Source organism: Streptomyces alanosinicus (assembly GCF_014650595.1).
GTDB lineage: Bacteria > Actinomycetota > Actinomycetes > Streptomycetales > Streptomycetaceae > Streptomyces > Streptomyces alanosinicus.
Genome location: NZ_BMVG01000020.1, coordinates 41136 through 61368 on the forward strand (window position 1 = coordinate 41136; position 20233 = coordinate 61368).

Annotated in this window: 19 protein-coding genes; 9 read left to right on the forward strand and 10 right to left on the reverse strand. The window is 70.3% G+C overall.

From position 1 onward, the window contains the following. Positions 1 to 82 precede the first annotated feature (82 nt). Positions 83 to 679 (forward strand): TetR/AcrR family transcriptional regulator, encoded by a 597-nt coding sequence (locus IE277_RS30580; RefSeq protein ID WP_189957017.1) that lies wholly within the window; start codon positions 83 to 85, stop codon positions 677 to 679. Between the two features lie 572 nt (positions 680 to 1251). Here the strand turns inward: IE277_RS30580 and IE277_RS30585 are convergent. After that, complete coding sequence (locus IE277_RS30585) at positions 1252 to 1629, reverse strand: winged helix-turn-helix transcriptional regulator (protein ID WP_189956949.1); 378 nt, start codon at positions 1627 to 1629, stop codon at positions 1252 to 1254. A gap of 141 nt (positions 1630 to 1770) precedes the next feature. Here IE277_RS30585 and IE277_RS30590 point away from each other — a divergent pair, with 141 nt between their 5' ends. Continuing rightward, entirely contained in the window at positions 1771 to 2739 is a 969-nt protein-coding gene (locus IE277_RS30590) for an NADP-dependent oxidoreductase (RefSeq protein ID WP_189956950.1), read from the forward strand. Here IE277_RS30590 and IE277_RS47760 read toward each other — a convergent pair. Continuing rightward, entirely contained in the window at positions 2723 to 3448 is a 726-nt protein-coding gene (locus IE277_RS47760) for an SDR family NAD(P)-dependent oxidoreductase (protein WP_229882078.1), read from the reverse strand. The two genes, IE277_RS30590 and IE277_RS47760, sit on opposite strands and share 17 nt — an antisense overlap. Before the next feature lie 243 nt (positions 3449 to 3691). Then, on the reverse strand, positions 3692 to 4585 hold the full coding sequence (locus IE277_RS30600; protein WP_189956951.1) for a LysR family transcriptional regulator: 894 nt from the start codon (positions 4583 to 4585) through the stop codon (positions 3692 to 3694). Positions 4586 to 4802: 217 nt separating this feature from the next. Here IE277_RS30600 and IE277_RS30605 point away from each other — a divergent pair, with 217 nt between their 5' ends. The 4 genes from IE277_RS30605 to cydC all read left to right on the forward strand — a co-directional run bounded on the left by IE277_RS30605 (position 4803) and on the right by cydC (position 10729). Then, a complete protein-coding gene (locus IE277_RS30605) occupies positions 4803 to 6095 on the forward strand; it encodes a cytochrome ubiquinol oxidase subunit I (protein WP_189956952.1) in 1293 nt (430 codons plus the stop codon). Between the two features lie 76 nt (positions 6096 to 6171). Then, positions 6172 to 7200 carry a cytochrome d ubiquinol oxidase subunit II gene (gene cydB, locus IE277_RS30610; RefSeq protein WP_189956953.1) on the forward strand — a complete coding sequence of 343 codons (1029 nt, stop codon included), beginning with the start codon at positions 6172 to 6174 and terminating at the stop codon, positions 7198 to 7200. 32 nt (positions 7201 to 7232) lie between these two features. Beyond that, a complete protein-coding gene (cydD, locus tag IE277_RS30615; protein ID WP_189956954.1) occupies positions 7233 to 8993 on the forward strand; it encodes a thiol reductant ABC exporter subunit CydD in 1761 nt (586 codons plus the stop codon). Beyond that, a complete protein-coding gene (gene cydC, locus IE277_RS30620) occupies positions 8990 to 10729 on the forward strand; it encodes a thiol reductant ABC exporter subunit CydC (protein ID WP_189956955.1) in 1740 nt (579 codons plus the stop codon). The genes cydD and cydC overlap by 4 nt, the downstream gene beginning before the upstream one ends. Here cydC and IE277_RS30625 read toward each other — a convergent pair. From IE277_RS30625 to IE277_RS30635, 3 genes are all read right to left on the reverse strand, one after another. Next, positions 10720 to 11304, reverse strand: a complete 585-nt coding sequence (locus tag IE277_RS30625) for a hypothetical protein (RefSeq protein ID WP_189956956.1) — start codon at positions 11302 to 11304, stop codon at positions 10720 to 10722. The two genes, cydC and IE277_RS30625, sit on opposite strands and share 10 nt — an antisense overlap. Before the next feature lie 145 nt (positions 11305 to 11449). Beyond that, the gene (locus IE277_RS30630) at positions 11450 to 11980 is read right to left on the reverse strand and encodes a hypothetical protein (RefSeq protein ID WP_229882079.1); all 531 of its coding nucleotides are present in this window, start codon (positions 11978 to 11980) and stop codon (positions 11450 to 11452) included. Between the two features lie 56 nt (positions 11981 to 12036). Then, positions 12037 to 12966, reverse strand: a complete 930-nt coding sequence (locus tag IE277_RS30635; protein ID WP_189956958.1) for an aldo/keto reductase — start codon at positions 12964 to 12966, stop codon at positions 12037 to 12039. 120 nt (positions 12967 to 13086) lie between these two features. Between IE277_RS30635 and IE277_RS30640 the strand changes: the two genes are divergently transcribed. Continuing rightward, complete coding sequence (locus tag IE277_RS30640; protein ID WP_229882080.1) at positions 13087 to 13647, forward strand: TetR/AcrR family transcriptional regulator; 561 nt, start codon at positions 13087 to 13089, stop codon at positions 13645 to 13647. Positions 13648 to 13669: 22 nt separating this feature from the next. Here the strand turns inward: IE277_RS30640 and pcaG are convergent, their stop codons facing one another. The 3 genes from pcaG to IE277_RS30655 form a co-directional block, all read right to left on the reverse strand. Then, positions 13670 to 14251, reverse strand: a complete 582-nt coding sequence (gene pcaG, locus IE277_RS30645) for a protocatechuate 3,4-dioxygenase subunit alpha (protein WP_373310929.1) — start codon at positions 14249 to 14251, stop codon at positions 13670 to 13672. Then, complete coding sequence (pcaH, locus tag IE277_RS30650) at positions 14248 to 14922, reverse strand: protocatechuate 3,4-dioxygenase subunit beta (RefSeq protein WP_189956960.1); 675 nt, start codon at positions 14920 to 14922, stop codon at positions 14248 to 14250. The genes pcaG and pcaH overlap by 4 nt, the downstream gene beginning before the upstream one ends. Positions 14923 to 15079: 157 nt before the next feature. Next, positions 15080 to 16333 carry a protein kinase domain-containing protein gene (locus tag IE277_RS30655; RefSeq protein ID WP_268252674.1) on the reverse strand — a complete coding sequence of 418 codons (1254 nt, stop codon included), beginning with the start codon at positions 16331 to 16333 and terminating at the stop codon, positions 15080 to 15082. Between the two features lie 262 nt (positions 16334 to 16595). Between IE277_RS30655 and IE277_RS30660 the strand changes: the two genes are divergently transcribed. Then, the gene (locus IE277_RS30660) at positions 16596 to 18269 is read left to right on the forward strand and encodes an alkaline phosphatase family protein (protein WP_229882081.1); all 1674 of its coding nucleotides are present in this window, start codon (positions 16596 to 16598) and stop codon (positions 18267 to 18269) included. A 2-nt stretch (positions 18270 to 18271) separates the two neighbouring features. Here IE277_RS30660 and IE277_RS47765 read toward each other — a convergent pair whose 3' ends face one another. Beyond that, a complete protein-coding gene (locus IE277_RS47765; protein ID WP_229882082.1) occupies positions 18272 to 18712 on the reverse strand; it encodes a hypothetical protein in 441 nt (146 codons plus the stop codon). 695 nt (positions 18713 to 19407) lie between these two features. Between IE277_RS47765 and IE277_RS30670 the strand changes: the two genes are divergently transcribed. Then, positions 19408 to 20172 carry a MarR family transcriptional regulator gene (locus IE277_RS30670; protein WP_189956962.1) on the forward strand — a complete coding sequence of 255 codons (765 nt, stop codon included), beginning with the start codon at positions 19408 to 19410 and terminating at the stop codon, positions 20170 to 20172. The last annotated feature ends 61 nt before the right edge of the window (positions 20173 to 20233 follow it).

The window sequence follows — 20233 nt, forward strand, 5'->3', positions numbered from 1 at the left end:
TAGACTGGTAAGCGGAGCGGCGCTCCACTTACGATACGGAGCGGTGTTCCGCTTTGTCAACGGTCGCCGGAAGGAGAGCGCGGTGCCCTCTGCAAGCCAGTCCGGGGAGGTGCCGGCCCGAAGCAAGCGGGCCGACGCCCTGCGTAACCAGCAGACGCTGCTTGCCGCCGCCGCCGAGGTGTTCGTCACCTCCGGCGTCGACGCGCCGATCCGCGAGATCGCGGCCAAAGCGGGTGTGGGGATGGGCACGATCTACCGCAACTTCCCCACGCGCGCGGATCTCGTCGTCGCCGTCTACCGCCACCAGGTCGAGGCGTGCGCCGAGGCCGGCCCGGTCCTGTTGGCTGGTGCCGATTCGCCTTTCGCCGCACTGCGCCAGTGGATCGGCCTCTTCGTCGACTTCCTGGTCACCAAGCACGGACTCGCGGGCGCACTGCAATCCGACAGCAGCGGCTTCGCCGCGCTGCACACCTATTTCGTCGAGCGCCTGGAGCCCGTCTGCGCGCAGTTGCTCGACGCCGCAGTCGCCGCCGGCGAGATCAGACCCGGTACGCAGCCCTACGAGCTGATGCGCGGCATCGGCAACCTCTGCATCGGACGTGACAGCGACCCCCGCTACGACCCCCGCCGACTGATCGGCCTGCTTCTCGACGGACTGCAGCAGCCGCGGTCACCCTGACGCCGACGACACGCACTGCTCGGCGTCTGCCGCCGACTCCACCGGCGCGGGCCAGGGAACGCGTCAGGCCGTTCCTCGATGGTGGATTGCCTGGTCGGGCGCCGTGTTTCGGGCGCCCGACCAGGCGCTTCGCGATCCTTGGCCGCGATGATGGTGTGGTTGAACGTGACTGTCATTTAGCTGACCTCGTTGTTTTCGACACGAAGAACGGACTCGCAATGCATGAGTGTCGGGAGGTCCGCGTGCCGAATTGAGGGGGTGCCCGCTGCGCACCCGCTGCGCGATCAGCCCTCCACCGGGTGGCCGATCCGTGTGTGGCGTAGTGCCGGTCCGGTGTTCACGTGGGAAGACTTTACTAGGAACAACAGGACGGGCCCGCACCGGGCGTACACCAACAGCCTGGAGCCGGCCGTGGGATCCTGGACGCCGGCCGGGTTGCGGTAGGTGCTGCTCCGGCCCGGTGGCCGGTTCTTGGCCAACTCCACCTGCCGGGCGGGCGGTGCCGGGGTCGGGGGACGGGGCTCGGGGCGGTACGGGGTCGCGTGTACGGCGGTGACGGACTGTCCGCCCTGTTACGACGCGGCCGGTTCGGGCCGGTAGGCGTGGTCGAGGTTGTCCTCGACCCACGTGCGGAGGGCGTTGAGCGGGATCGCGGCGCTCTTGCCGAGGTCGGTGAGCGCGTACTCGACGTGCAGGGGGACGGCGGGGTAGACCGTGCGGTCGAGGATGCCGAAGTCCTCGAGGCGCCGCAGGGTCTGGGTGAGCACCTTGGGGCTGACGCCCTGGAGTGTGCGCTGGAGTTCTCCGAAGCGTTGGGGTCCGTCTTCGAGGGCGCCGATGGCCAGGGCCGACCACTTGTTGGCGAGGAGGTCGAGCAGGGCGCGGCAGGGGCACTGGGCGGCGTACACGTCGTGGTGCGCGTGCTGGCCGCTGGGGCAGTTGGTCGTCATGCTTACGGTCCTCACCAGGTCACTTCCCAATGGGAAGTACTTGTCCTTGAAGGTAACCATACCCCTGTGGATAGCGTCGTCGACGTCAAAAAGGAGCGCCGCTCACGGCCCTCCGCAGGATGCCCTTTCAGGAGATGACGCATGTCCGCAGACACGATGCGCGCGGTGGTTCAGGACGGTTTCGGCGGTCCGGAGGTGCTGCGGATCGAGCAGGTGGCGCGTCCGGTGCCACTGCCGACCGAGGTGCTGGTGCGGGTGCACGCGGCCGGGATCAACCCGGTGGACTGGAAGACCCGCGGCGGCTCCGGCATGGCCGGGCTGATGGGTGAGCCGCCGTTCACGCTCGGCTGGGATGTGTCCGGGGTGGTGGAGGAGGTCGGCTTCGGTGTGACCACGCTGAGGGCCGGTGACGAGGTGTACGGCATGCCCTGGTTCCCGCGCGTCGCGAACGCCTACGCCGAGTACGTGACCGCGCCGGCCCGTCAGTTCTCCCGCAAGCCGGCCGCCCTCGACCATGTGCACGCCGCCGCGGTGCCGCTGGCGGCGCTGACCGCCTGGCAGTCCGTGGTCGACACCGCCCACGTCCAGGCCGGCCATCGCGTCCTGATCCACGCCGCCGCCGGCGGGGTCGGCCACTTCGCGGTCCAGTTCGCCCGGCACCTGGGCGCCCATGTGATCGCCACCGCCGGCGCCGCCCGCCACCCCTGGCTCAAGGAACTCGGCGCCGACCAGACCATCGACTACACCACCACCCGCTTCGAGGACGCCACCGCCGGCGTCGACGTCGTCATCGACCTCGTGGGCGACGACCATGACCGGACCAGCACCCGCTCGCTGAAGGTCCTGCGCCCCGGCGGCCTGTTGATCGCGGTCCCGGCCGGTGTCTCCCCGGAGCTGGCCCGGGAGGCCGAGGCGGCCGGCGTGCGGGTCACCCCGTTCCTGGTCGAGCCGGACGGCGCGGCGCTGACGACGATCGCCGGCCTGATCGACGCCGGCCACGTCGCCGTCGAGGTGGAGGACACCTTCCCGCTCGAACAGGCCGGCGCGGCCCACGCCCGCGGCGAGGCCGGCCGTACGCGCGGAAAGCTCGTCCTCACCGTCCCCGACTGACTGTGGCTGCAGGGAACCGCTCGTGCCCACCGACGCGCTCGAAAAAGTCCTCCTCCGCCTCCTCCATCACCCAGGCCGCCCCGGCGCCCTGATCGCGGCAGTGCACGCGGCCGGTGCGTCGGAGGCCCGGGACTATCCGGTGGCAGCCACGAGCAGGACCAGCAGGCCGCTGAAAAGGCCCTGGCCGCCCTCGGGTTCGAGCTGCCCGCCCGCTGACGGCCTTCGTCGAGCTTCGCGTGGAGCGTTGCCACAGGTTGACGCCGCCGCTGACGTCGATCCTGGTGCCGGTGATCCAGCGAGCGCCGTCGGAGGCCAGGAAGGCGACCGCGTCGGCGATGTCCCGGGCCTGGCCGATCCGGCCGAGGGCGGTCAGGCTGATGTTGCGGTCCAGGTTCGCCGGGTCGGCCAGCACTTCGGCGGTCATGTCGGTGTGGGTGAAGCCGACCGCGACGGAGTTGACGGTGATTCCGCGGGGGCCGAGGTGCTTGGCCAGGGTGTGGCTGAACACCTCAAGTGCGCCCTTGGTGAGCGGATAGCCGATGCCGTGGGATGAGGCGACCCTGGTGGAGACGGATGAGATGTTGATGATCCGGCCGCCGTCGCGCAGCCGTGGCAGCAGCCGCTGGGTGAGGAAGAACGGTGCCTTGATGTTGACCGCGATCATCCGGTCGAACTCCTCAGGGGTCAGAACCTCGATCGGTCGGCCCATGAGGTCGAGCCCAGCGTTGTGGACCAGGATGTCGATCGTCGATTCCTCCTGCGCGCGCAGCCGGCTTCCAGCCCGGCCGCGAGCGTGTCCACGATGCCGCGGCTGCCGCCGGTGACCAGCGCGACCTTTCCACCGAGGTTTCCCTGCACTCCTTGATCGTGTACTGCGGAGTCCCCTGTCCCATTGATAAGGTTCACCACCCCGTCGGCCCGACAAGCGCGTGAATCGCTGAACACTCCAGCTCTACGAGTCCGCCGGGCGGTGGGTCATCAACGGCCGGCTGGTGATGAACTCCCGGAATTTCAGGGCTGCTTCGGACAGATGGGTGTCGCGGTTCCACACTAGGCTGAGCACCCGTTGGCAGTCGGGCGCGGCCACATGCACCCAGGCGAGCGGGATGCGCTCACCGGCCTCGCGGGACATGGCCGGGATGAGGCCGATGCCGAGGCCGGCGCTGATCAGGTCCCCGCTGGCGCCAGGTTCGTCACTCTCGCAGGACAGCACCGGTGTCAGGCCCTCGGACGCGAACAGCTGGTCGAGCAGGGCGCGTTGCCAGCCGCGCCGGGTGGTGACGAAGGGCTCGTCGGCGATCTCCAGGACGGTCACGCTGTCCCGCCCGTCGAGCCAGTGCCCGTGCGGCACGCCGAGCAGCACCTCCTCGCGGACGAGTTCGACCGACTCCACGTGCGTGCCGGGCAGCGGCTGCGAGGCCACGCAGAAGTCGACCTCCCGAGCCCGCAGTTGACGGTTCATCTCGTCCGCGTCCGACTGGAACAGCCGGACGTCCGCACGGGGGTGGGCGGCCCGGAAGCTGCCGAGCAGTGAACTGATCGTCAGTAGTGTCTCGGAGGCGACGTTGACCCGGCCGAGCCCGGTGTCACGGGCCTCACGGACGGCCCTGCGGCCGTCGTCCAGCTCGCTCAGGGCGCGGTCGACGTGCCGCAGGAACACCACGCCGTACTGGTTCAGCCGGATGCGGCGGCCCTGCCGGTCGAAGAGCGGGGAGCCCAACTCGGCCTCCAGGCGGGCGATGGCGCGGCTGAGCGAGGGCTGCGCTATGCGCAGTTCCTCCGCGGCGCGGCTGATGTGCTCGTAGCGGGCGACGGACTGGAAGTAGCGCAACTGCAACAGATCCACGGGCCACCTTTGTTCAAGCCTCTTCATGCCTTCCGGGTTATCTACACATAGCAAAACCGGTCTTGGAATGCATGAGTGATTGTCCCTACGGTCTTTCACGGGGCCACCGCACAGATGACGGGCAACGGAGTCCGGCATCCGCATCCGCATCCGCGAAGCGAGGCCCCGCGTCCGTCCGGCACCTGCCCGGCCACCCGTCCCTCAGGAAGGTCGCACCATGAGCGCTGCGGATCTGGCCCGACTCCAGTTCGCGGCCACGACCACCGTCCACTGGCTGTTCGTGATCCTCACCATGGGGCTCGTCCCTCTCGTGGCGATCATGCACACCTGGGCCGCGTGCACCCGTGATCCCGTCAGGAGAGCCGTCCGGGAGCGTATGACCCGCTTCTGGGGCCAGCTCTACGTCATCAACTACGCGGTCGGCATCGTCACCGGCCTCGTCATGGAGTTCCAGTTCGGACTGAGCTGGAGCGGCCTGAGCAAGTTCGCGGGCAACGTCTTCGGTGCCCCGCTGGCGCTGGAAACCCTCATCGCCTTCTTCGCCGAGTCCACTTTCCTTGGCATGTGGATCTTCGGCTGGGGACGTATGCGCACAGGCGTGCATGTCACGCTCATCTGGCTGGTCACGCTGACCGCGTACGCCTCCGGCTTCTGGATCCTGATCGCCAACGGCTTCATGCAGCACCCCGTCGGCTACGAAGTACGCGGCGGCGCCGCCTACCTGACCGACTTCGGTGCCCTGCTCGCCAACCCCAACGCCCTGATAGCCCTCGGCCACCTCACCCTTGGCGCGCTCACCACGGGCGGCGTCTTCGTCGCCGGGGTCAGCGCCTTCCACTTCGCCCGGGGCACCAAGGAGACCGAGCTGTTCCGCGGTTCCCTGCGGCTCGGCGTCTGGGTGGGCATGCTGGCCTCGTTCTTCGTCATCATCGTCGGGCAGTTGCAGATCCCGGTCCTGAACCGGACCCAGCCCATGAAGATGGCCGCCCTCAACAACGAGGGCGTCGCCGATCTGCAGGCGCGGCTCGTCCGGGACCACGGCCCCGGCGACTACATACCCCCGCACGACTGGTTGCGGATCGCGATGGACACGATGACGATCATCGGCAACACCGTGTCCACCGTCACGTTCGTCGCCGTCTTCCTGCTGTGGAAGGACCGGCTGGTGCGCCGGCGTCCCCTCGCGTACCTGATGACGGCCATGATCCCGTTCCCCTTCATCGCCGCCGTGGGCGGCTGGGTCTTCCGCGAGGTCGGACGCCAACCCTGGCTGGTATACGGCCAGTTGACCGTTGAGGACGCACTCTCCCACGTCAGCAGGGCCTCGCTGGCCGTGTCCTGCGCGGTGTTCATCGCCCTCTTCGTCGCGCTCGCGGTGACGAACTGGACCCTGATCGCCCGCTTCGCCCGCCGCGGCCCGGACGCGACCCAGCTCGGCGCCACCGAGCCGCTCCCTGACGACGTCCCCGAGAGCGGCGCCGACGGCAAGCAGACGGCCCCGGTCTTCTGAGTCGGGTGAGCATCAAGGCCCCCACCCGGTCCGGTGCACAGTCGAACCTCCCCGCTGATACGGAAAGTTGAACGACATGAGTCTGGAGACCCTCTGGCTGGGCCTGCTCGGCCTGCTTCTCGCCGGATACTTTGTGCTCGGCGGCTACGACTACGGCGTACAGATGCTGCATCCATTCCTCCGCGCCCCGGGTCACGGCGAGAAGGCGGAGCGGGCCGGCCGGAACGCCGCCCTCGACGCCATCGCGCCGTTCTTCCTGGGCAACGAGGTCTGGCTGGTCGCCTTTGCCGGTGTCCTCTTCGGAGCCTTCCCGCACCTGGAGGGCGCCCTGCTGCCCGGCCTGTACCCGCTGATCGTGGCGATCCTCGTCGGACTCGTCCTCGGCAACGCCGCGGTCCAGTTGCGCGGCCGTGCGGACAGCGCCCGCGGCCGCCGCCGGTGGGACGTCCTGATCGTGTTCGGCGGCGCGCTGCCCGCACTGTGCTGGGGACTCGTCCTGGGCCTGCTGCTGCACGGCGTGCCCCGCCGGGCCGACGGCAGCTTCCGCATCGGCTTCGGCGAGGTGTTCTCGCCGTTCGTGCTCGGCTGCGGGGTGACCACCGCGCTGCTCTTCGCCGCGCACGGGGCGGCCTTCGTCGCACTGCGCTCGGATCCCGAACTCGCTGTCAGGGCACGGCGACTGGGCGCGCGGTTCGTGCGGGCGGCCGGTGCCGCCGGTCTCCTCCCGCTGCTGCTGACTCTTTTCGGCGCGGGCGCCTCGATGACGAACCGCGCGACCTCGGCGATCATCGCCGCCCTGTTCGCGGCAGCGCTCGCCGGCGCCTGGTGGTACCTGTCCCAGGGGCACCCCGTCCGGGGGTTCGCGGCCACCTGCTGCGCGACGCTGCTGCCCGTGGCGCTCGTAGGGGCAGGCCACTACCCGTACGTCCTGATCAGCTCGGCCGGCGCGGGCCTGACGATCGGCCAGGCCGTCACCGACGGTGCCACCCTGAAGATCCTTTCCGCGTTCGGTGTCGTACTGATCCCGACGATCATCGCGTACCAGACGTGGAGCTGGCGGGCCTTCCGGGGGCGCACGGGCCGGCGCCATCCCAGCTACTTCTGAGCCACACCCAGGACGAGGGAGGGGACGCCGGGATGAAACCGGTCGAACGCCGCCTGCTGCGGGAAGTCCCCGCGCTGCGGCATCACATGACGTACTCGACAGTGCTGACGCTGCTGGGCGCCGGGCTCGTGACCGCTCAGGCAGCCCTGCTGGCGAGGGCCCTCGCGGACGGCTTCGTCGGACACGCGGCGCAGGTCGCACCCCTCGCCGCACCCCTCACCGCACTGGCCGCTGTCATGGCGCTGCGCGCGCTGCTGACCTGGGCCCGCGGGACCCTCGCCGAGCGCGCCGCGGCCGACACCAAGGACACACTGCGGGGCCGGATCACCGACCGGATGCGGCAGACCGGCCCGCTGCGGCTGACGGCATGCCGCCACGGCGAGACGGCCACGCTGCTCACCCGCGGCCTCGACGCCCTGGACCCGTACGTCGTCGGCTACCTGCCCACGATGACGGCCACGGTCGTGGTTCCCCTCACGGTCGTCGCCTGGCTGTGGTGGACCGACTGGACCTCGGCGCTGATCGTCGTCATGACGCTGCCGCTGATGCCCGTGTTCGGTGCTCTGGTCGGCAAGCACACCGCCCGGCGCACCGCCCGGCAGTGGCGGTTGCTGGCCAGGCTGGGCGGCCACTTCCTGGATGTGGTGGCCGGACTGCCGACGCTGCGCGCGTTCGGTCGCGAGGGATACCAGATCCGGGTGGTGGGCGAGATGGCCGACGCGCACCGGCGGGCCACCATGCGGACGCTGCGGGTGGCGTTCCTGTCCTCCCTCGTCCTGGAGACGATCGCCACCCTCTCCGTGGCACTGGTGGCCGTCCCGGTCGGGCTGCGGCTGCTCGCCGGCGAACTGGACCTGCGTACGGCCCTGACCGTCCTGTTCCTCGCCCCCGAGGCGTATCTGCCGCTGCGGGCCGCGGGTGCGGCCTTCCACGACAGCGCCGAGGGCATCGCGGTGGCCGAGCGGATCTTCGCGATCCTCGACGACGAGGACACGACCGACGAGGACACGACCGACGAGGACATGACCGACGAGGACTCGAACACGGAGCGCGCCGCCGACCGCCCCGCCGACCGCGCCCCTGCCCCCGACGGCCGCACGGCACACCTGCGCCTCGACGAGGTGACGGTCCACTACCCGGACCGGCCCGCTCCGGCCCTCCGGAGCGTCTCTCTCACCGTCCGACCCGGCGAACACGTCGCCCTGGTCGGTCCGAGCGGCGCGGGCAAGTCCACACTGCTGTCCCTGCTGCTCGGCTTCACGACCCCGGGGGTCGGCCGGATCACCGTCGACGGCACCGACCTCACGAACATCGACCCCGACACATGGCACGCCCAGGTGGCCTGGGTGCCGCAGCGCCCGCACCTGTTCGCGGTGTCCGTCACGGACAACATCCGCCTCGGCCGCCCCGACGCGGGCCACGCCGAGGTGCGGGCGGCGGCCCGCGCCGCCTCGGCCGACCGCTTCATCGAGGAACTGCCGCACGGGTACGCCACCGTGCTCGGCGAACACGGCGCCGGGCTCTCCGCCGGCCAGCGCCAGCGGATCGCGCTGGCCCGTGCGTTCCTCAAGAACGCACCCGTGCTGCTCCTCGACGAACCGACCGCCCACCTCGACCCCGAGAGCGAGGCCGCCGTCACGCGCGCCACGGCCGACCTCATGCGCGGCCGGACCGCGGTGGTGGTCGCGCACCGCACGAGCCTGCTGCCCCACGCCGACCGGATCATCACGGTGCGGGCAGGCAGCCTTGTCACACCTCAACCGTCCCTGGACGAAGGGCTGTTGGCCTCATGAGTCCGCATACCCAGGCCGCAGCCTCCGCCCATGGCCGCGTCCGCCGCCCCACCGTCCGCCTCCTGCGCCACCTCCTGCCGTACTGGCGCAGACTGCTGCCCGCCGCGCTCGCCGCGGCCGGCAGCGAACTCGCCTCCGCCGCGCTGATGGCCACCGCCGCCTGGCTGATCACCCGCGCCGCGCAGCAGCCGCCGCTCGCCTCGGTGAGCGTCGCGATCGTCGCCGTACGCGCCCTGGCCCTGGGACGCGGAACGCTGCGCTACACCGACCGGCTCCTCGGCCACGACGGCGTACTGCGGGCGGTCGCCGGCTTCCGCACCCGGGTCTACGAGGCACTGGTGCCGCTCGCCCCGGCCGGCATCCCCGCCTTTCGCAGCGGCGACCTGCTGACCCGCCTCGTCGACGACGTCGACGCCGCCCAGGACCTGCTGCTGCGCGTCCTGATCCCGGCGGCGGCCGCCGGTACGGTCACCACGACCGCCACCGCGACGGCGTCCGTGCTGCTCCCGCAGGCAGGCCTGCTGCTCGGGCTGCTGCTGGCCGTGGCGGGACTCCTCGTGCCCACCCTGGTGCTCGCACTGTCCCGCCGCGCGGGCCGCGCCGAGAAGGCGGCGCGCGCCGAACTCGCCGTCGCCACCCTGGATCTGACACAGGGAGCGGCCGATCTCGCCGCCTACGGCGCCCGGGACCGCGCCCACGACCGGGCTCGCGGCGCCTCCGCCCGGATCGCCGCGCTGGAGCGCCTGGGGGCCCTGACCACCTCGTCGGCCTCGGCCGTGGTGCTGTTGCTCCAGGGCGGGGCGACGGCCGGCGTCACCTGGCTCGCGCTGCGCGCGCACGCGGCCGGCACGCTGTCCGCCGTACGCCTCACCGTCCTCGCGGTCCTCGCGCTGGTCTCCTTCGAGGCTCTCGCGCCCCTGCCCGGCGCGGCCCGCCGACTTGTCGCGGTGCGCGCCTCCGCACGCCGGCTGGCCGACCTCCTGGACACGCCGCCCCCTGTCGTCGACCCGCCCGCTCCGGCCCCGCTCGGCACCGACGGGCCGCTCGGCGTGGACATCACCGACCTGCGGGTACGACACCGCCCCGACGGCCCCCTGGCCCTGGACGGGGTGAGTCTTCGACTGCCGCCCGGCCGCCGGGTCGTGCTCCTGGGCGCCAGCGGCTCCGGCAAGTCCACACTCATCGCCGCACTCATGCGGTTCGTCCCGTACGAAGCCGGAAGCATCCGCGTCGGCGGGCGCGAACTGCGTGACTGCACGGGCGCCGACGCCCGCCGCGTGATCACCGGCATGACCCAGGACGCACACGTCTTCCACACCACGATCCGCGCCAACCTGATCCTGGCCCGCCCCGATGCCACGGACGCCGACCTGCGCGAAGCGGTCCGCAGGGCCCGGCTCCTGGACTGGATCGAGTCGCTGCCGGACCGCTGGGACACCCTCGTCGGCGGGGACGGCGCCACCCTGTCGGGCGGCCAGCGCAGGCGTCTGCTCCTGGCCCGCGCGCTGCTCGCCGACCCGCCCGTCCTCGTCCTGGACGAACCCACCGAGGGACTCGACCCCGACACCGCGGCCGCCGTACTCTCCGACATCCTCGACGCCACCCGCGGCCGTACCACGCTCCTGGTCACCCACGAGCGATCGGGCCTCGCCGCCGCCGACGAGATCGTGACCTTGCCCACGGCCGGGTCCGAACCGTCACCCAGGACGGCCGCAGGCCGAGAGCGCTACCGGTAGCCGTTCCAGTAGTCCTGACTACCGGGGCAGTAGTGGTAGGTGTTCGACGCCCAGACAGCCTGGCCGTTCTCCCACAGGACGAAGTTCCCGTCCGTCTGCACGATGGCGATCGTGTCCGCCCCGTGCCAGGTCCGGGTGTTCCAGTCGACCTGCCACCCGGCGGAGTTCTCGTAGTAGGTGGCCATGTTGCCGTCGGACCAGAAGTCCCACTTGTCGTTGGCGATGTCGCCGCTGTTGGTCCACCCCGATGCCCACACGGCCTGCCCGGCCGAGACATTACGGCCGAGTCCGTACGAGTAGCCGCTGTTCTTGCAGTACAGGACGAGGTTGCCGTCGTACTGGAACCGCAGATAGGTGAAGGCACTGTTGAACGTCGTCTGCGGTGACCACTCGCTGCCGGTGTGCAAGGTGGAGGAGTGGGAGCACTGGGAGCTGTCGACACCGGACGACAGCGGGACGCAGACGTAGCTGGTGGCGGACGCGGTCGGGGCGTTGGCGACGCAGAGTGCGGCCATGAGTCCGACGGCGGCACCAGTCACGGCAATGGTGCGTCGGCTCTTGCGGAGCTTGAGCATGGGAGCTGTCTCCTGCCTTTGCGCGGCGTGGATCCGGATGGGAGCAGGAGTCAGTTTGACCATGGACGGTCAGGCCGTGTCCACCTTTTCGGCGGATTGGCCAAAAGCTTCGGCTTTGAATCGCCGCAGGTGGAAGGGTACTTACTCACTTCTGGCGGAGGCGTTTCGTCCGCGGCCTCGGGTGGGGAGACTGCAGCGGGTCTGAGGCGAGACGGATCGGTTCTGCGAGCGCGGCCTCGTAGGCGGAGCGGGCGAAGACGTGCGGGCCCATGGCGAGTTCCCCCCACTCCTTGCGGAAGGGCTGTCGGAAGCAAGACCAGGTGACGGTGTCCGGAGTGGTGTTGATGGTTGCCAGCAGGGGCCAGCAGCCCCAGATTCCGCAGGAACAGCCCAGGAGCGGAACGGCGCCGGTGGAGGGATCGACGAACTCCGGGGCCGGGTCACCGAGGAAATGGCGCGCGGGGTCGCCGACCTCGGACAGAGTGAGGCCGCCATGCTGGTTGAGGAGGAAGTCCTCCTCCTCGGCCAAGCCCGCATTCTCGCGCTCCTGGCGCCAGAGATCGCGGGTGGCGTCGGCCGCGTACACACGCAGGTCCTTGCCGTCGACACGGAAGCCCCACTGGGCGTCCGAGAGTTGGTCGCCGACGGGGTAGTTCAGGAACTCGATAGACTGCATGGCCGTCATCCTGACGGACAACGACCGCCCGTGCGAGACGCGCTTCTCCGGGTCGGCTACCGAGCGTCCTTGAGCGGGATGGTGTCCAGGGCGGAGAACACTGCCGGGTCGTGTGTGAGGGACCCGGCCCGCACGTTCGCTTCCAGGTGATCGGGATCGGCGGTGCCGGGGATGAGCAACACGTTCGGCGCATGATGGAGCAGCCAGGCCAGGCCGACCTGCGCGGGTGCGGCGCCCAGTTCGCGCGCCGCAGCGATGACGGCGGGCTCGTCGGCCACCTTCGGCAGGCCGTCGAAGGCGCTGCCGAGCGGGAAGTACGGGACCCAGGCGATGTCGTTCTCCTGGCACAGGCTCAGGATGTCCTCGTCGTCGCGGGCCAGGAGGCTGTAGGCGTTCTGCACGCAGGCGATGTCTGCGGGCAGTGCTCGTCGTAGGACGTCGAGGCTGACACTGCTGAGGCCGATCGCCCCGATCTTGCCCTCGTCGCGCAGCGCGGTCATCACGTCGAGCTGGTCGTCGAGGTCGACGACCTGGTCTCCTTCGGCGCGCAGGCCCGGTCCGGTGTCCGTACGGCGGAGGTTGACCAGAGGGATCTGTTCCAGCCCGAGGGTGGTCAGGTTGTCCTCGACGCCGGCTCGCAGTTGCGCCGGGCGCTGTGCGAGGCGGAGGGGAAGAGGCCCGTCGTCGGCGGGCTCGGCACCGACTTTGCTGACGACCATGACGTCGTCCTCGGGACGGACGGCTTCGCGGATCATCTCGTTGACAAAGCCGTGGCCGTAGAACTGGGCGGTGTCGATGTGGTCGATGCCCAGGTCGATGCTCTTGCGCAGCATCGCGATCGCGGCCTTGCGGTCGCTTCGCAGGCGTTCGAGCTGCATCGCGCCGTAGCCGATCCGGGAGACGGTGCGGTCCGCGAGCTGCCCGGCACCGCCGGCGCGCGACACGCCGGCGGCGGTGACCTGAGGAGAGCGAAGGGACGAAGACATGAGGCTCTCGCAATCGCGTGAGACGATGGACGAAGAAGCGGAGCATCTCCGCTTCACCACCATAACCCTAACCGGAGGGTCTCCGCTTTGTCTGGGACAGAACCCGCGGCCGCTCGCCCCGTGCGCGCCGACGCGCGGCGCAACCGCGACAAGCTCCTCGCCGCGGCCCGGGCCGCCTTCGCCGCTTCGCCGGACGCCGTCACCCTGGACGCCGTCGCCCGGGCAGCCGGCGTCGGGATCGGCACCCTCTACCGCCACTTCCCGACCCGTGAGGCACTGGTCGAAGCGCTGTACGCGTCCGAGCTCGACGAAGTCGTCTCCAGCGCACCGGAGTTCCTCGCCCGGCTCGAACCCGCGGCGGCGCTGCGTGCCTGGATGACCCGCTACGCGGAGTTCTTCAAGATCAAACGTGGGATGTCCGACACCCTGCGGGCAGGATGGGCGTCCGGCAGCATCGCCACACCTGCCACACGGGAAAGAATCACCGCCGCCATCGCCGTGATCCTGAGCCGCGGCGCGGAATCCGGCTCACTGCGCGCCGACGTGGAACCGGACACGGTGACGATGATGCTGCTCGGAGTGTTTCTCTCGACCGGTGCCATCGACGCACCGGAGCGAATCGACCAACTCCTCGACCTGCTCGTCGACGCACTACGGCCGAACCCGGGACCAAAGACCTGAACTGCCGCCTGGAGTCCGGGGCTCATGGGTGGTCGAAGCCGTGGTCGAAGTCGAGGAAGACGGTTTCTTCAGGTCCTTGGAGATGGATGTCGAATCGGCAGCTGTGCGGGCCGGTCGGCACGGCGATCAAGGTTCGGCGGCGGTCGGGCGGAAGGGCGGACAAGAGGGGATCGGTGGTGCTGTCCTCCTGAGCCGGCGGCAGGTAGAGGCGGGTCCGGAGATGGCCGGGGAGTCCTCGGACGAAGAGGCACAGGGAGAGGTACCCGATGCCGCCCGGTGGGAGGGTGCGGACCGTCCATCGCCCCCGGGCGTCGGTGGCGACCCGTCCGAAGCCGGTGAATCCGTTGTGACCAGCGGCGGGTTCTCGGCGCCGTGAACCGGGTGCTCCTGTGCGTGTGCCGTCGGGTGCGGGCTGCCATATCTCCAGCAGTCCGTCAGGGACCGGGTCGCCTTCGCCGTCGTAGAGGTGCCCGTGGACGGTGACGGTGTCCGGATGGCCGTCGGGCGCGATGTCGGTCCCGCCGGCGAACGGCAGGGCGTGGCCGAAGTAGGGTCCGATGGTCTGCGGGGGTGTGGGCACGAGCGTCGGTGGTGGCACGGTCACGCGTCGGTCTCCCTCGGCGTAGCGGCGGGGCCGTCGAGGACGATGTCCCACCGGTAGCCCAGAGCCCGGCCCGGTACGGACAGCTCGTGGTCGTACGTGGCGACCAGACGCGCACGGGCTCTGGCATCCGTGACGGCCTGGAAGAACGGGTCGTGCGCCAGCAGCGGATCACCGGGGAAGTACATCTGCGTCACGGTGCGCTGGGTGAAGGCGGTGCCGAACAGGGAGAAGTGGATGTGCGCCGGCCGCCAGGCGTTGAAGTCCGTGTGCCAGGGATAGGCGCCGGGCTTGACCGTGATGAACCGGTACTGTCCCTGGTCGTCCGTCAGGCAGCGGCCCACACCGGTGAAGTGCGGGTCCAGGGGGCCTGGGCCGCGGTCGGCCTGGTGGGCGTACCGGCCGGAGGCGTTGGCCTGCCAGATCTCGACGAGCTGCCGGCGTACCGGCGCGCCCTGCCGGTCGGTGATGCGTCCGGTGACGGCGATGCACTCGCCGTGCGGCCGGCCCGGATACCGCTGGGTGAGGTCCGCGTCGAGCGCGCCGACGTCCTGGTCCCCGAAGACCGGACCCCACAGCTCCGCCGCTTCCGGGTCCCGTACACCCACCAGCGGCCGGCGGGGCAGGCGCGCTGCCACACCGGGCGAGGATGCTCCGATTGCCGACTCGGTCATGGATCCTCCGATACTGTGGACAGACCTTCACCAGACCGGAGGCCGGCAGCTCCCCGCAAGGGTGCGTGGCGCGCCACTTGGCCAGGAACAGAGACGGCCCCCGAGCACGCCCTGACCGGCGGCCGGGCATCATGGCGACGCGGTGTGGGCCGGGAGCCTACTGAGGAGTGCCGAGAGACAGGGTGACGTGCACGATGGTGTGACGTGACATCTGGGTCCCAGGCGAAGGTGTCTGCTCACACACCTCGCCGGCGGGTGTGCCGGGCCGGGGACACGCCCGGTGCCAGACGCGTTGTACGCGCATTCCCACTGCTTGGGCGTGCGATCGGGCTTCGGCCATCGTCATGCCGACAAGTGTCGGAGCCGTGGCGGAAGGCCGGGCCGTAGCCTGCCATCCGCTGACCATGCAGGTGGCCAGGCCGGTTGTCAGCAGCGCGGCGGTCGCCTGGAGGGCCCAACGGATGCGTCGCCGACGCATGAGGCGCGACGTCTGCGCGCGTCGAGGCGGCAGCTGCCGCGGCTGCCGGACCGTTGCCGACGGGTCGGGCAGATGCGGGGTGACCGCGGTGGGGCGGTCCGCGAGTATCTCCCTGATGGCACCGTGCATCTCCTCGGCGGTCTGGTACCGGTCCGCGCGATCTTTGGAGAGGGCACGGAGCACCAGGGTGTCGTAGGCGCGGGGGAGTCCCGGAACGCGGGCGGACGGAGCCACCGGCGGTTCCGACAGGTGCTTCATGGCCACGGCCAGCGGTGTGTCACCGGTGAACGGGGGAAGGCCGGTGAGCAGCTCGTACAGCAGGCAGCCGGTCGAGTACAGATCGGTGCGACAGTCCACCTGCTCGCCGCGGGCCTGCTCCGGCGAGAGGTACTCGGCTGTGCCCAGCACCATCGATGTTCGGGTGAGGGCCGTGTCCGTCAGAGTCGTCGACCGGGCGATGCCGAAGTCCATCACCTTCACCACGCCCTCGCGGGAGACCATGGCGTTCGCCGACTTGATGTCCCGGTGGATGATGCCATGGTGGTGAGCGTGTTCAAGCGCCTCCAGGACGCCGGCGGTGAGCTGCAGAGCATGTTCGGGTCCGGTGATCCGCTTGTCGCGCACCAGCTGGAGCAGTGTGGTGCCTTGGACGTACTCCATCACCAGATAGGGGGCGGGTACGCCGTCTGCCGTGTCCTCTCCCGCGTCGTAGACGGCGACAAGGGACGAGTGGCCGAGCAAGGCGGTCGAGACCGCTTCACGACGGAAGCGCGCCCAGTGTTCGCCATCGGCTGCCAGTTCCGGACGCAGCATCTTCACTGCGACCGAGCGAAACAGCAGCACATCGTACGCCAGCCACACCTCGGCCATCCCACCTCGGCCCAAGACCTGTTCCAGACGGTAACGCCCGCCCAGACACCGTGTGCGGTCCACTGTGGTCCCCCCTCCTCGCCGGCACTCGTCGGCACTCGCCGGGGCACGGTAGGGACAGAGCTTGTGGGATTTCTGTGATCCCCACGAACCCGGAGTAGCTCGGGGCGGCCCCCCAGAAGACCTGGAACGAGGCTTTGCGCGTCCACGTGGGTTTCTTGGTCAGGACACGGCGTGGACGTCCGATTCCGTACACGTTCCGCCCTTCGGATGTCCCCGAACAGACCGCGTGCCGCCCCCCTCCCGCACTGCCTGAGGAGAAGCCTTGTCCCGACGTCCGGCCCGTCCGACCCGTCTGGCCCGTACGGTCACCGCGGCAGCCGCCGCGCTCGCCGCCGCCGGCACGCTCACCGCCACGGCCATCGAGCCCGCCTCGGCGCACGCGCCCGTACACCCTGCCGCCCGGCACGTCCTGCTGCTGTCGGTCGACGGCCTGCACCAGTCCGACCTGGCCTGGTACATCGCCCGCCACCCGCACTCGGCCCTCGCCCGACTCGCGGGCGGCGGCGTGGAGTACACGCACGCGAGAACCACCGTCCCCTCCGACTCGTTCCCGGGCATGGTCGGCCAGCTCACCGGCGGCAACCCGGGCACCACGGGCGTCTACTACGACGACGGTTACGACGCCGCCCTGCTCCCGGCCGGTACCACCACGTGCGCGGGCGCCAAGCCCGGCGCCGAGGTCGACCTCACCGAGGACCTCGACAAGAACAAGGACTCCATCGACGCGGGCCAGGGCCTGACCGGACTTCCCGGCAGCATCCTGAAGATGACCGGTCACGCCGCGAGTCTCATCGACCCGACGAAGCTCCCGATCGACCCGAAGTCCTGCGTGCCGGTCTCCCCGCACGCGTACCTGCGCGTGAACACGGTCTTCGACGTGGCTCGCAGGGCCGGACTGCGGACCGCGTGGTCCGACAAGCACGTCGCGTACGACATCCTCAACGGCCCCTCGGGCAACGGCATCCAGGACCTGTTCGCCCCCGAGATCAACAGCACTGCCATCGGCTACCCCGCGGGCGCCGACTGGACCAAGGACAACGCGGCGACCGAGCAGTACGACGGCTACAAGGTGCGGGCCGTACTCAACGAGATCGACGGCTACGACCACAGCGGCACCCAAAGGGCCGGCACCCCGGCGGTGTTCGGCATGAACTTCCAGTCCGTGTCGACCGCCCAGAAGCTGCCCGCCTCGGGCGGACTGGCCGGCGGCTACAAGGCACAGGGCGTGCCCGGCCCGCTGCTGGAGAAGAACCTCGCCTTCGTCGACAAGGAGGTCGGCGCGTTCGTCGCCGAGCTGCGCAAGCGGCACCTGGACGGCAGCACCACGGTCGTCCTGTCCGCCAAGCACGGCCAGTCGCCGACCGATCCCAGGGCGCTCAACCGCATCGACGACGGCCCCCTCCTGGACGGCCTCAACGCCGCTTGGAAGAAGGCCCACCCGGGCTCCGGTGACCTGGTCGCGCATGCCGTGGACGATGACGCCATGCTGATCTGGCTCACCGACCGGTCGAAGGCCGCCACCGACTTCGCCAAGGCGTACCTGCTCGCGCGGTCCGGCACCGGCAACGGCATCGACGGCAGCGCGAAGCCTTTCACGGCGAGCGGCCTGAAGACCCTGTACGCGGGCGCCGAAGCCGCCCGCTACTTCCACGTCGAGCCGGGCGATTCCCGCGTGCCCGACCTGTTCGGCATCAGCCAGTACGGCGTCGTCTACACCGGCGGCAAGGGCAAGATCGCCGAGCATGGCGGCGCCCACGCCGACGATCTCGACGTCCCGCTCGTCGTCTCAGGCGCCGTCACCCCGCACGACGTCCGTGTCGCCGCCCCGGTCGAGACCACCCAGATCGCCCCGACCATCCTGCGGCTCCTCGGTCTCGACCCGCGGGCCCTGGACGCCGTACGCGCCGAGCACACCCCCGCACTGCCGGTGCGCTGACCTCACGGCGCGCGGGCTGGGGAGCCACCCCTTGGCTCCCCGGCCCGTGGCCGCTCCGCGCGCGAGAGCGACGACGTCGGGAACTCGAACGCGTCGTCGCCCTTGGGCCCCGCGCCCTGGGCATCCTGCGCGCTTCGGTATGCCTCAGCCATGGCGTGGAAGGAACGCTTCGGTGCCAGGCTGCCGTCGGGCATGACCTTGCGCACTCCGTAGGAGGCCATGTCGAGGTCGTAGCGCGGATCCTCGTGGTGCGGAGGTGTGTAGCCGGCGAAGGTGAACCAGAAGGCGGTGTCCACGCCTTCCTCGTCGAAGACGCCCCATTGCCGGCGCAGGTAGCGGGCCTGTTCGTCTTCGTCGCGGATGTAGTCGCCGTCGATATTCGGTCGCCGCGAGCGGCTTGCCGCGCCGGAGATACTCGCGCAGACCCTGACGGAAGGCGTCACTGGCATCGCCGTAGGCGTCGGCACTGACGATGTCGACGGGCGCCCAGTCGATCTGTTCCAGGGCTTCGATTCTGGCGAGGCTGTCGTCTCCGGGGAGAATACCGGCGGCGAACAGGCTCAACTCACAGCCGGCGACGAAGACGTCCGCCCCCACCTCTTCGGCGCGATCGGCGCAGTCCGCGAAGTAGGGCGGCAGCTCCTCGGCGGACAGTTCGCAAGGGAACGGGGAGAACCGGACCTCCAGCCCGGCGTCGGCGGCGTGCCGGGCCGCGAGGGCCAGCCGCCCAGGGTCGCCACCGGTGATCCGTACGGCGTCGCAGTGCAGGTCGTCCGCGATCATGCGGATCTCGCGTCGTACCGCGTCGGCGTCGAAGACGGGCCGAGAACTCTTTCCGCCCGGAGTGAAGCCGGTGTCGTAGGTGATGCCTTTGGCTCGCATGGATGCTCCTGACAATCGATCGACGTCTGTTGCCGCGTCTCACCGGGCCCGGCGATCGGAGCCGAACGTGAGGTCCGAGTCGAAAGTCCGGTCAACGGCGGTCTCCTCTGAACCGTGCTGTTTGTGCTGGTCAGCCATGCGACTGGTGATTGCAATGACAGTGAGGGGCAATGCACGCCGAGCGAGGGGGTGTTGCAACGATCGGCGACCGGTGCACACTGTGGCCGAGACGCCCCCGTCAGAGGAACCGAACCCGATGCCGGGACGCAGGCTGACCAGAGCCGACCGGCAGCAGATCGCCGCCGGGTTGGCGCAGCGCCTGAGTTACGCCGACATCGCCCGGCGCCTGGACCGTCCCACCTCGACGGTGAGCCGCGAGGTCGCGCGCAACGGCGGACCCGCCCGCTACCGTGCGGAACTGGCACAGCTCGCGACCACCCACCGAGCCCGACGCAGACCGCAGCCGCCCGCGTCGGCGCAGCGGACCATCGAGCACCTCGGCCCCGGCCCCGACGCGACGGCCGCGTTCGTCACCGAGCTCACCGCGGCACTCGTCGAAACCGGCCTCCCGCGCACCGCCGCCCGTGTGATGGCCTGCCTGTTCACCGCCGAGACCGGCAGCCGCACCGCCATCGATATGGCGCAGCACCTGCACATCAGCGCCGCGACCGTCTCGCAGGCGGTCCACCTGCTGCAACGGCAGGATCTGATCCGCTGCGGCCGCGACGACCGCAGCCGCCGCCACCGGTATTTCCTCGACGACAACGCGGGCCTGCGGACCGTCGTGGCCAGCGTCGCCGCCAACCAGCGGCTCGCCGCCACCGCGCTGCGCGGCGCCGAGGTCTTCGGAGCCCGGACCGCTGCCGGAACCCGGCCGGCCCTGGCAGGCCGATTCCTCGAACGCCTCGGCGACGACCTCATCCGCTCCGCTGAAAAGCACTGGCGTGACATGGTCGGTGACGGGGCCGAGGAGCACACGCCGATGATCCACACATCGACACAGTCGGCTACCGGCCAGTAGGTTTGGCTGATCAGGTACTCCTCTCAACCACTTGAGTCTCTCTAGGCTCCGATCACCACAC

Excerpts from the sequence above, each read along its gene's own strand:
- IE277_RS30585 (WP_189956949.1), bottom strand. The coding sequence starts at position 1,629 with ATGACGACCAACTGCCCCAGCGGCCAGCACGCGCACCACGACGTGTAC.
- IE277_RS30590 (WP_189956950.1), top strand. The coding sequence starts at position 1,771 with ATGTCCGCAGACACGATGCGCGCGGTGGTTCAGGACGGTTTCGGCGGT.
- IE277_RS47760 (WP_229882078.1), bottom strand. The coding sequence starts at position 3,448 with ATGGGCCGACCGATCGAGGTTCTGACCCCTGAGGAGTTCGACCGGATG.
- IE277_RS30605 (WP_189956952.1), top strand. The coding sequence starts at position 4,803 with ATGAGCGCTGCGGATCTGGCCCGACTCCAGTTCGCGGCCACGACCACC.
- cydB (WP_189956953.1), top strand. The coding sequence starts at position 6,172 with ATGAGTCTGGAGACCCTCTGGCTGGGCCTGCTCGGCCTGCTTCTCGCC.
- cydD (WP_189956954.1), top strand. The coding sequence starts at position 7,233 with ATGAAACCGGTCGAACGCCGCCTGCTGCGGGAAGTCCCCGCGCTGCGG.
- cydC (WP_189956955.1), top strand. The coding sequence starts at position 8,990 with ATGAGTCCGCATACCCAGGCCGCAGCCTCCGCCCATGGCCGCGTCCGC.
- IE277_RS30625 (WP_189956956.1), bottom strand. The coding sequence starts at position 11,304 with ATGCTCAAGCTCCGCAAGAGCCGACGCACCATTGCCGTGACTGGTGCC.
- IE277_RS30630 (WP_229882079.1), bottom strand. The coding sequence starts at position 11,980 with ATGCAGTCTATCGAGTTCCTGAACTACCCCGTCGGCGACCAACTCTCG.
- IE277_RS30635 (WP_189956958.1), bottom strand. The coding sequence starts at position 12,966 with ATGTCTTCGTCCCTTCGCTCTCCTCAGGTCACCGCCGCCGGCGTGTCG.
- pcaH (WP_189956960.1), bottom strand. The coding sequence starts at position 14,922 with ATGACCGAGTCGGCAATCGGAGCATCCTCGCCCGGTGTGGCAGCGCGC.
- IE277_RS30670 (WP_189956962.1), top strand. The coding sequence starts at position 19,408 with ATGCCGGGACGCAGGCTGACCAGAGCCGACCGGCAGCAGATCGCCGCC.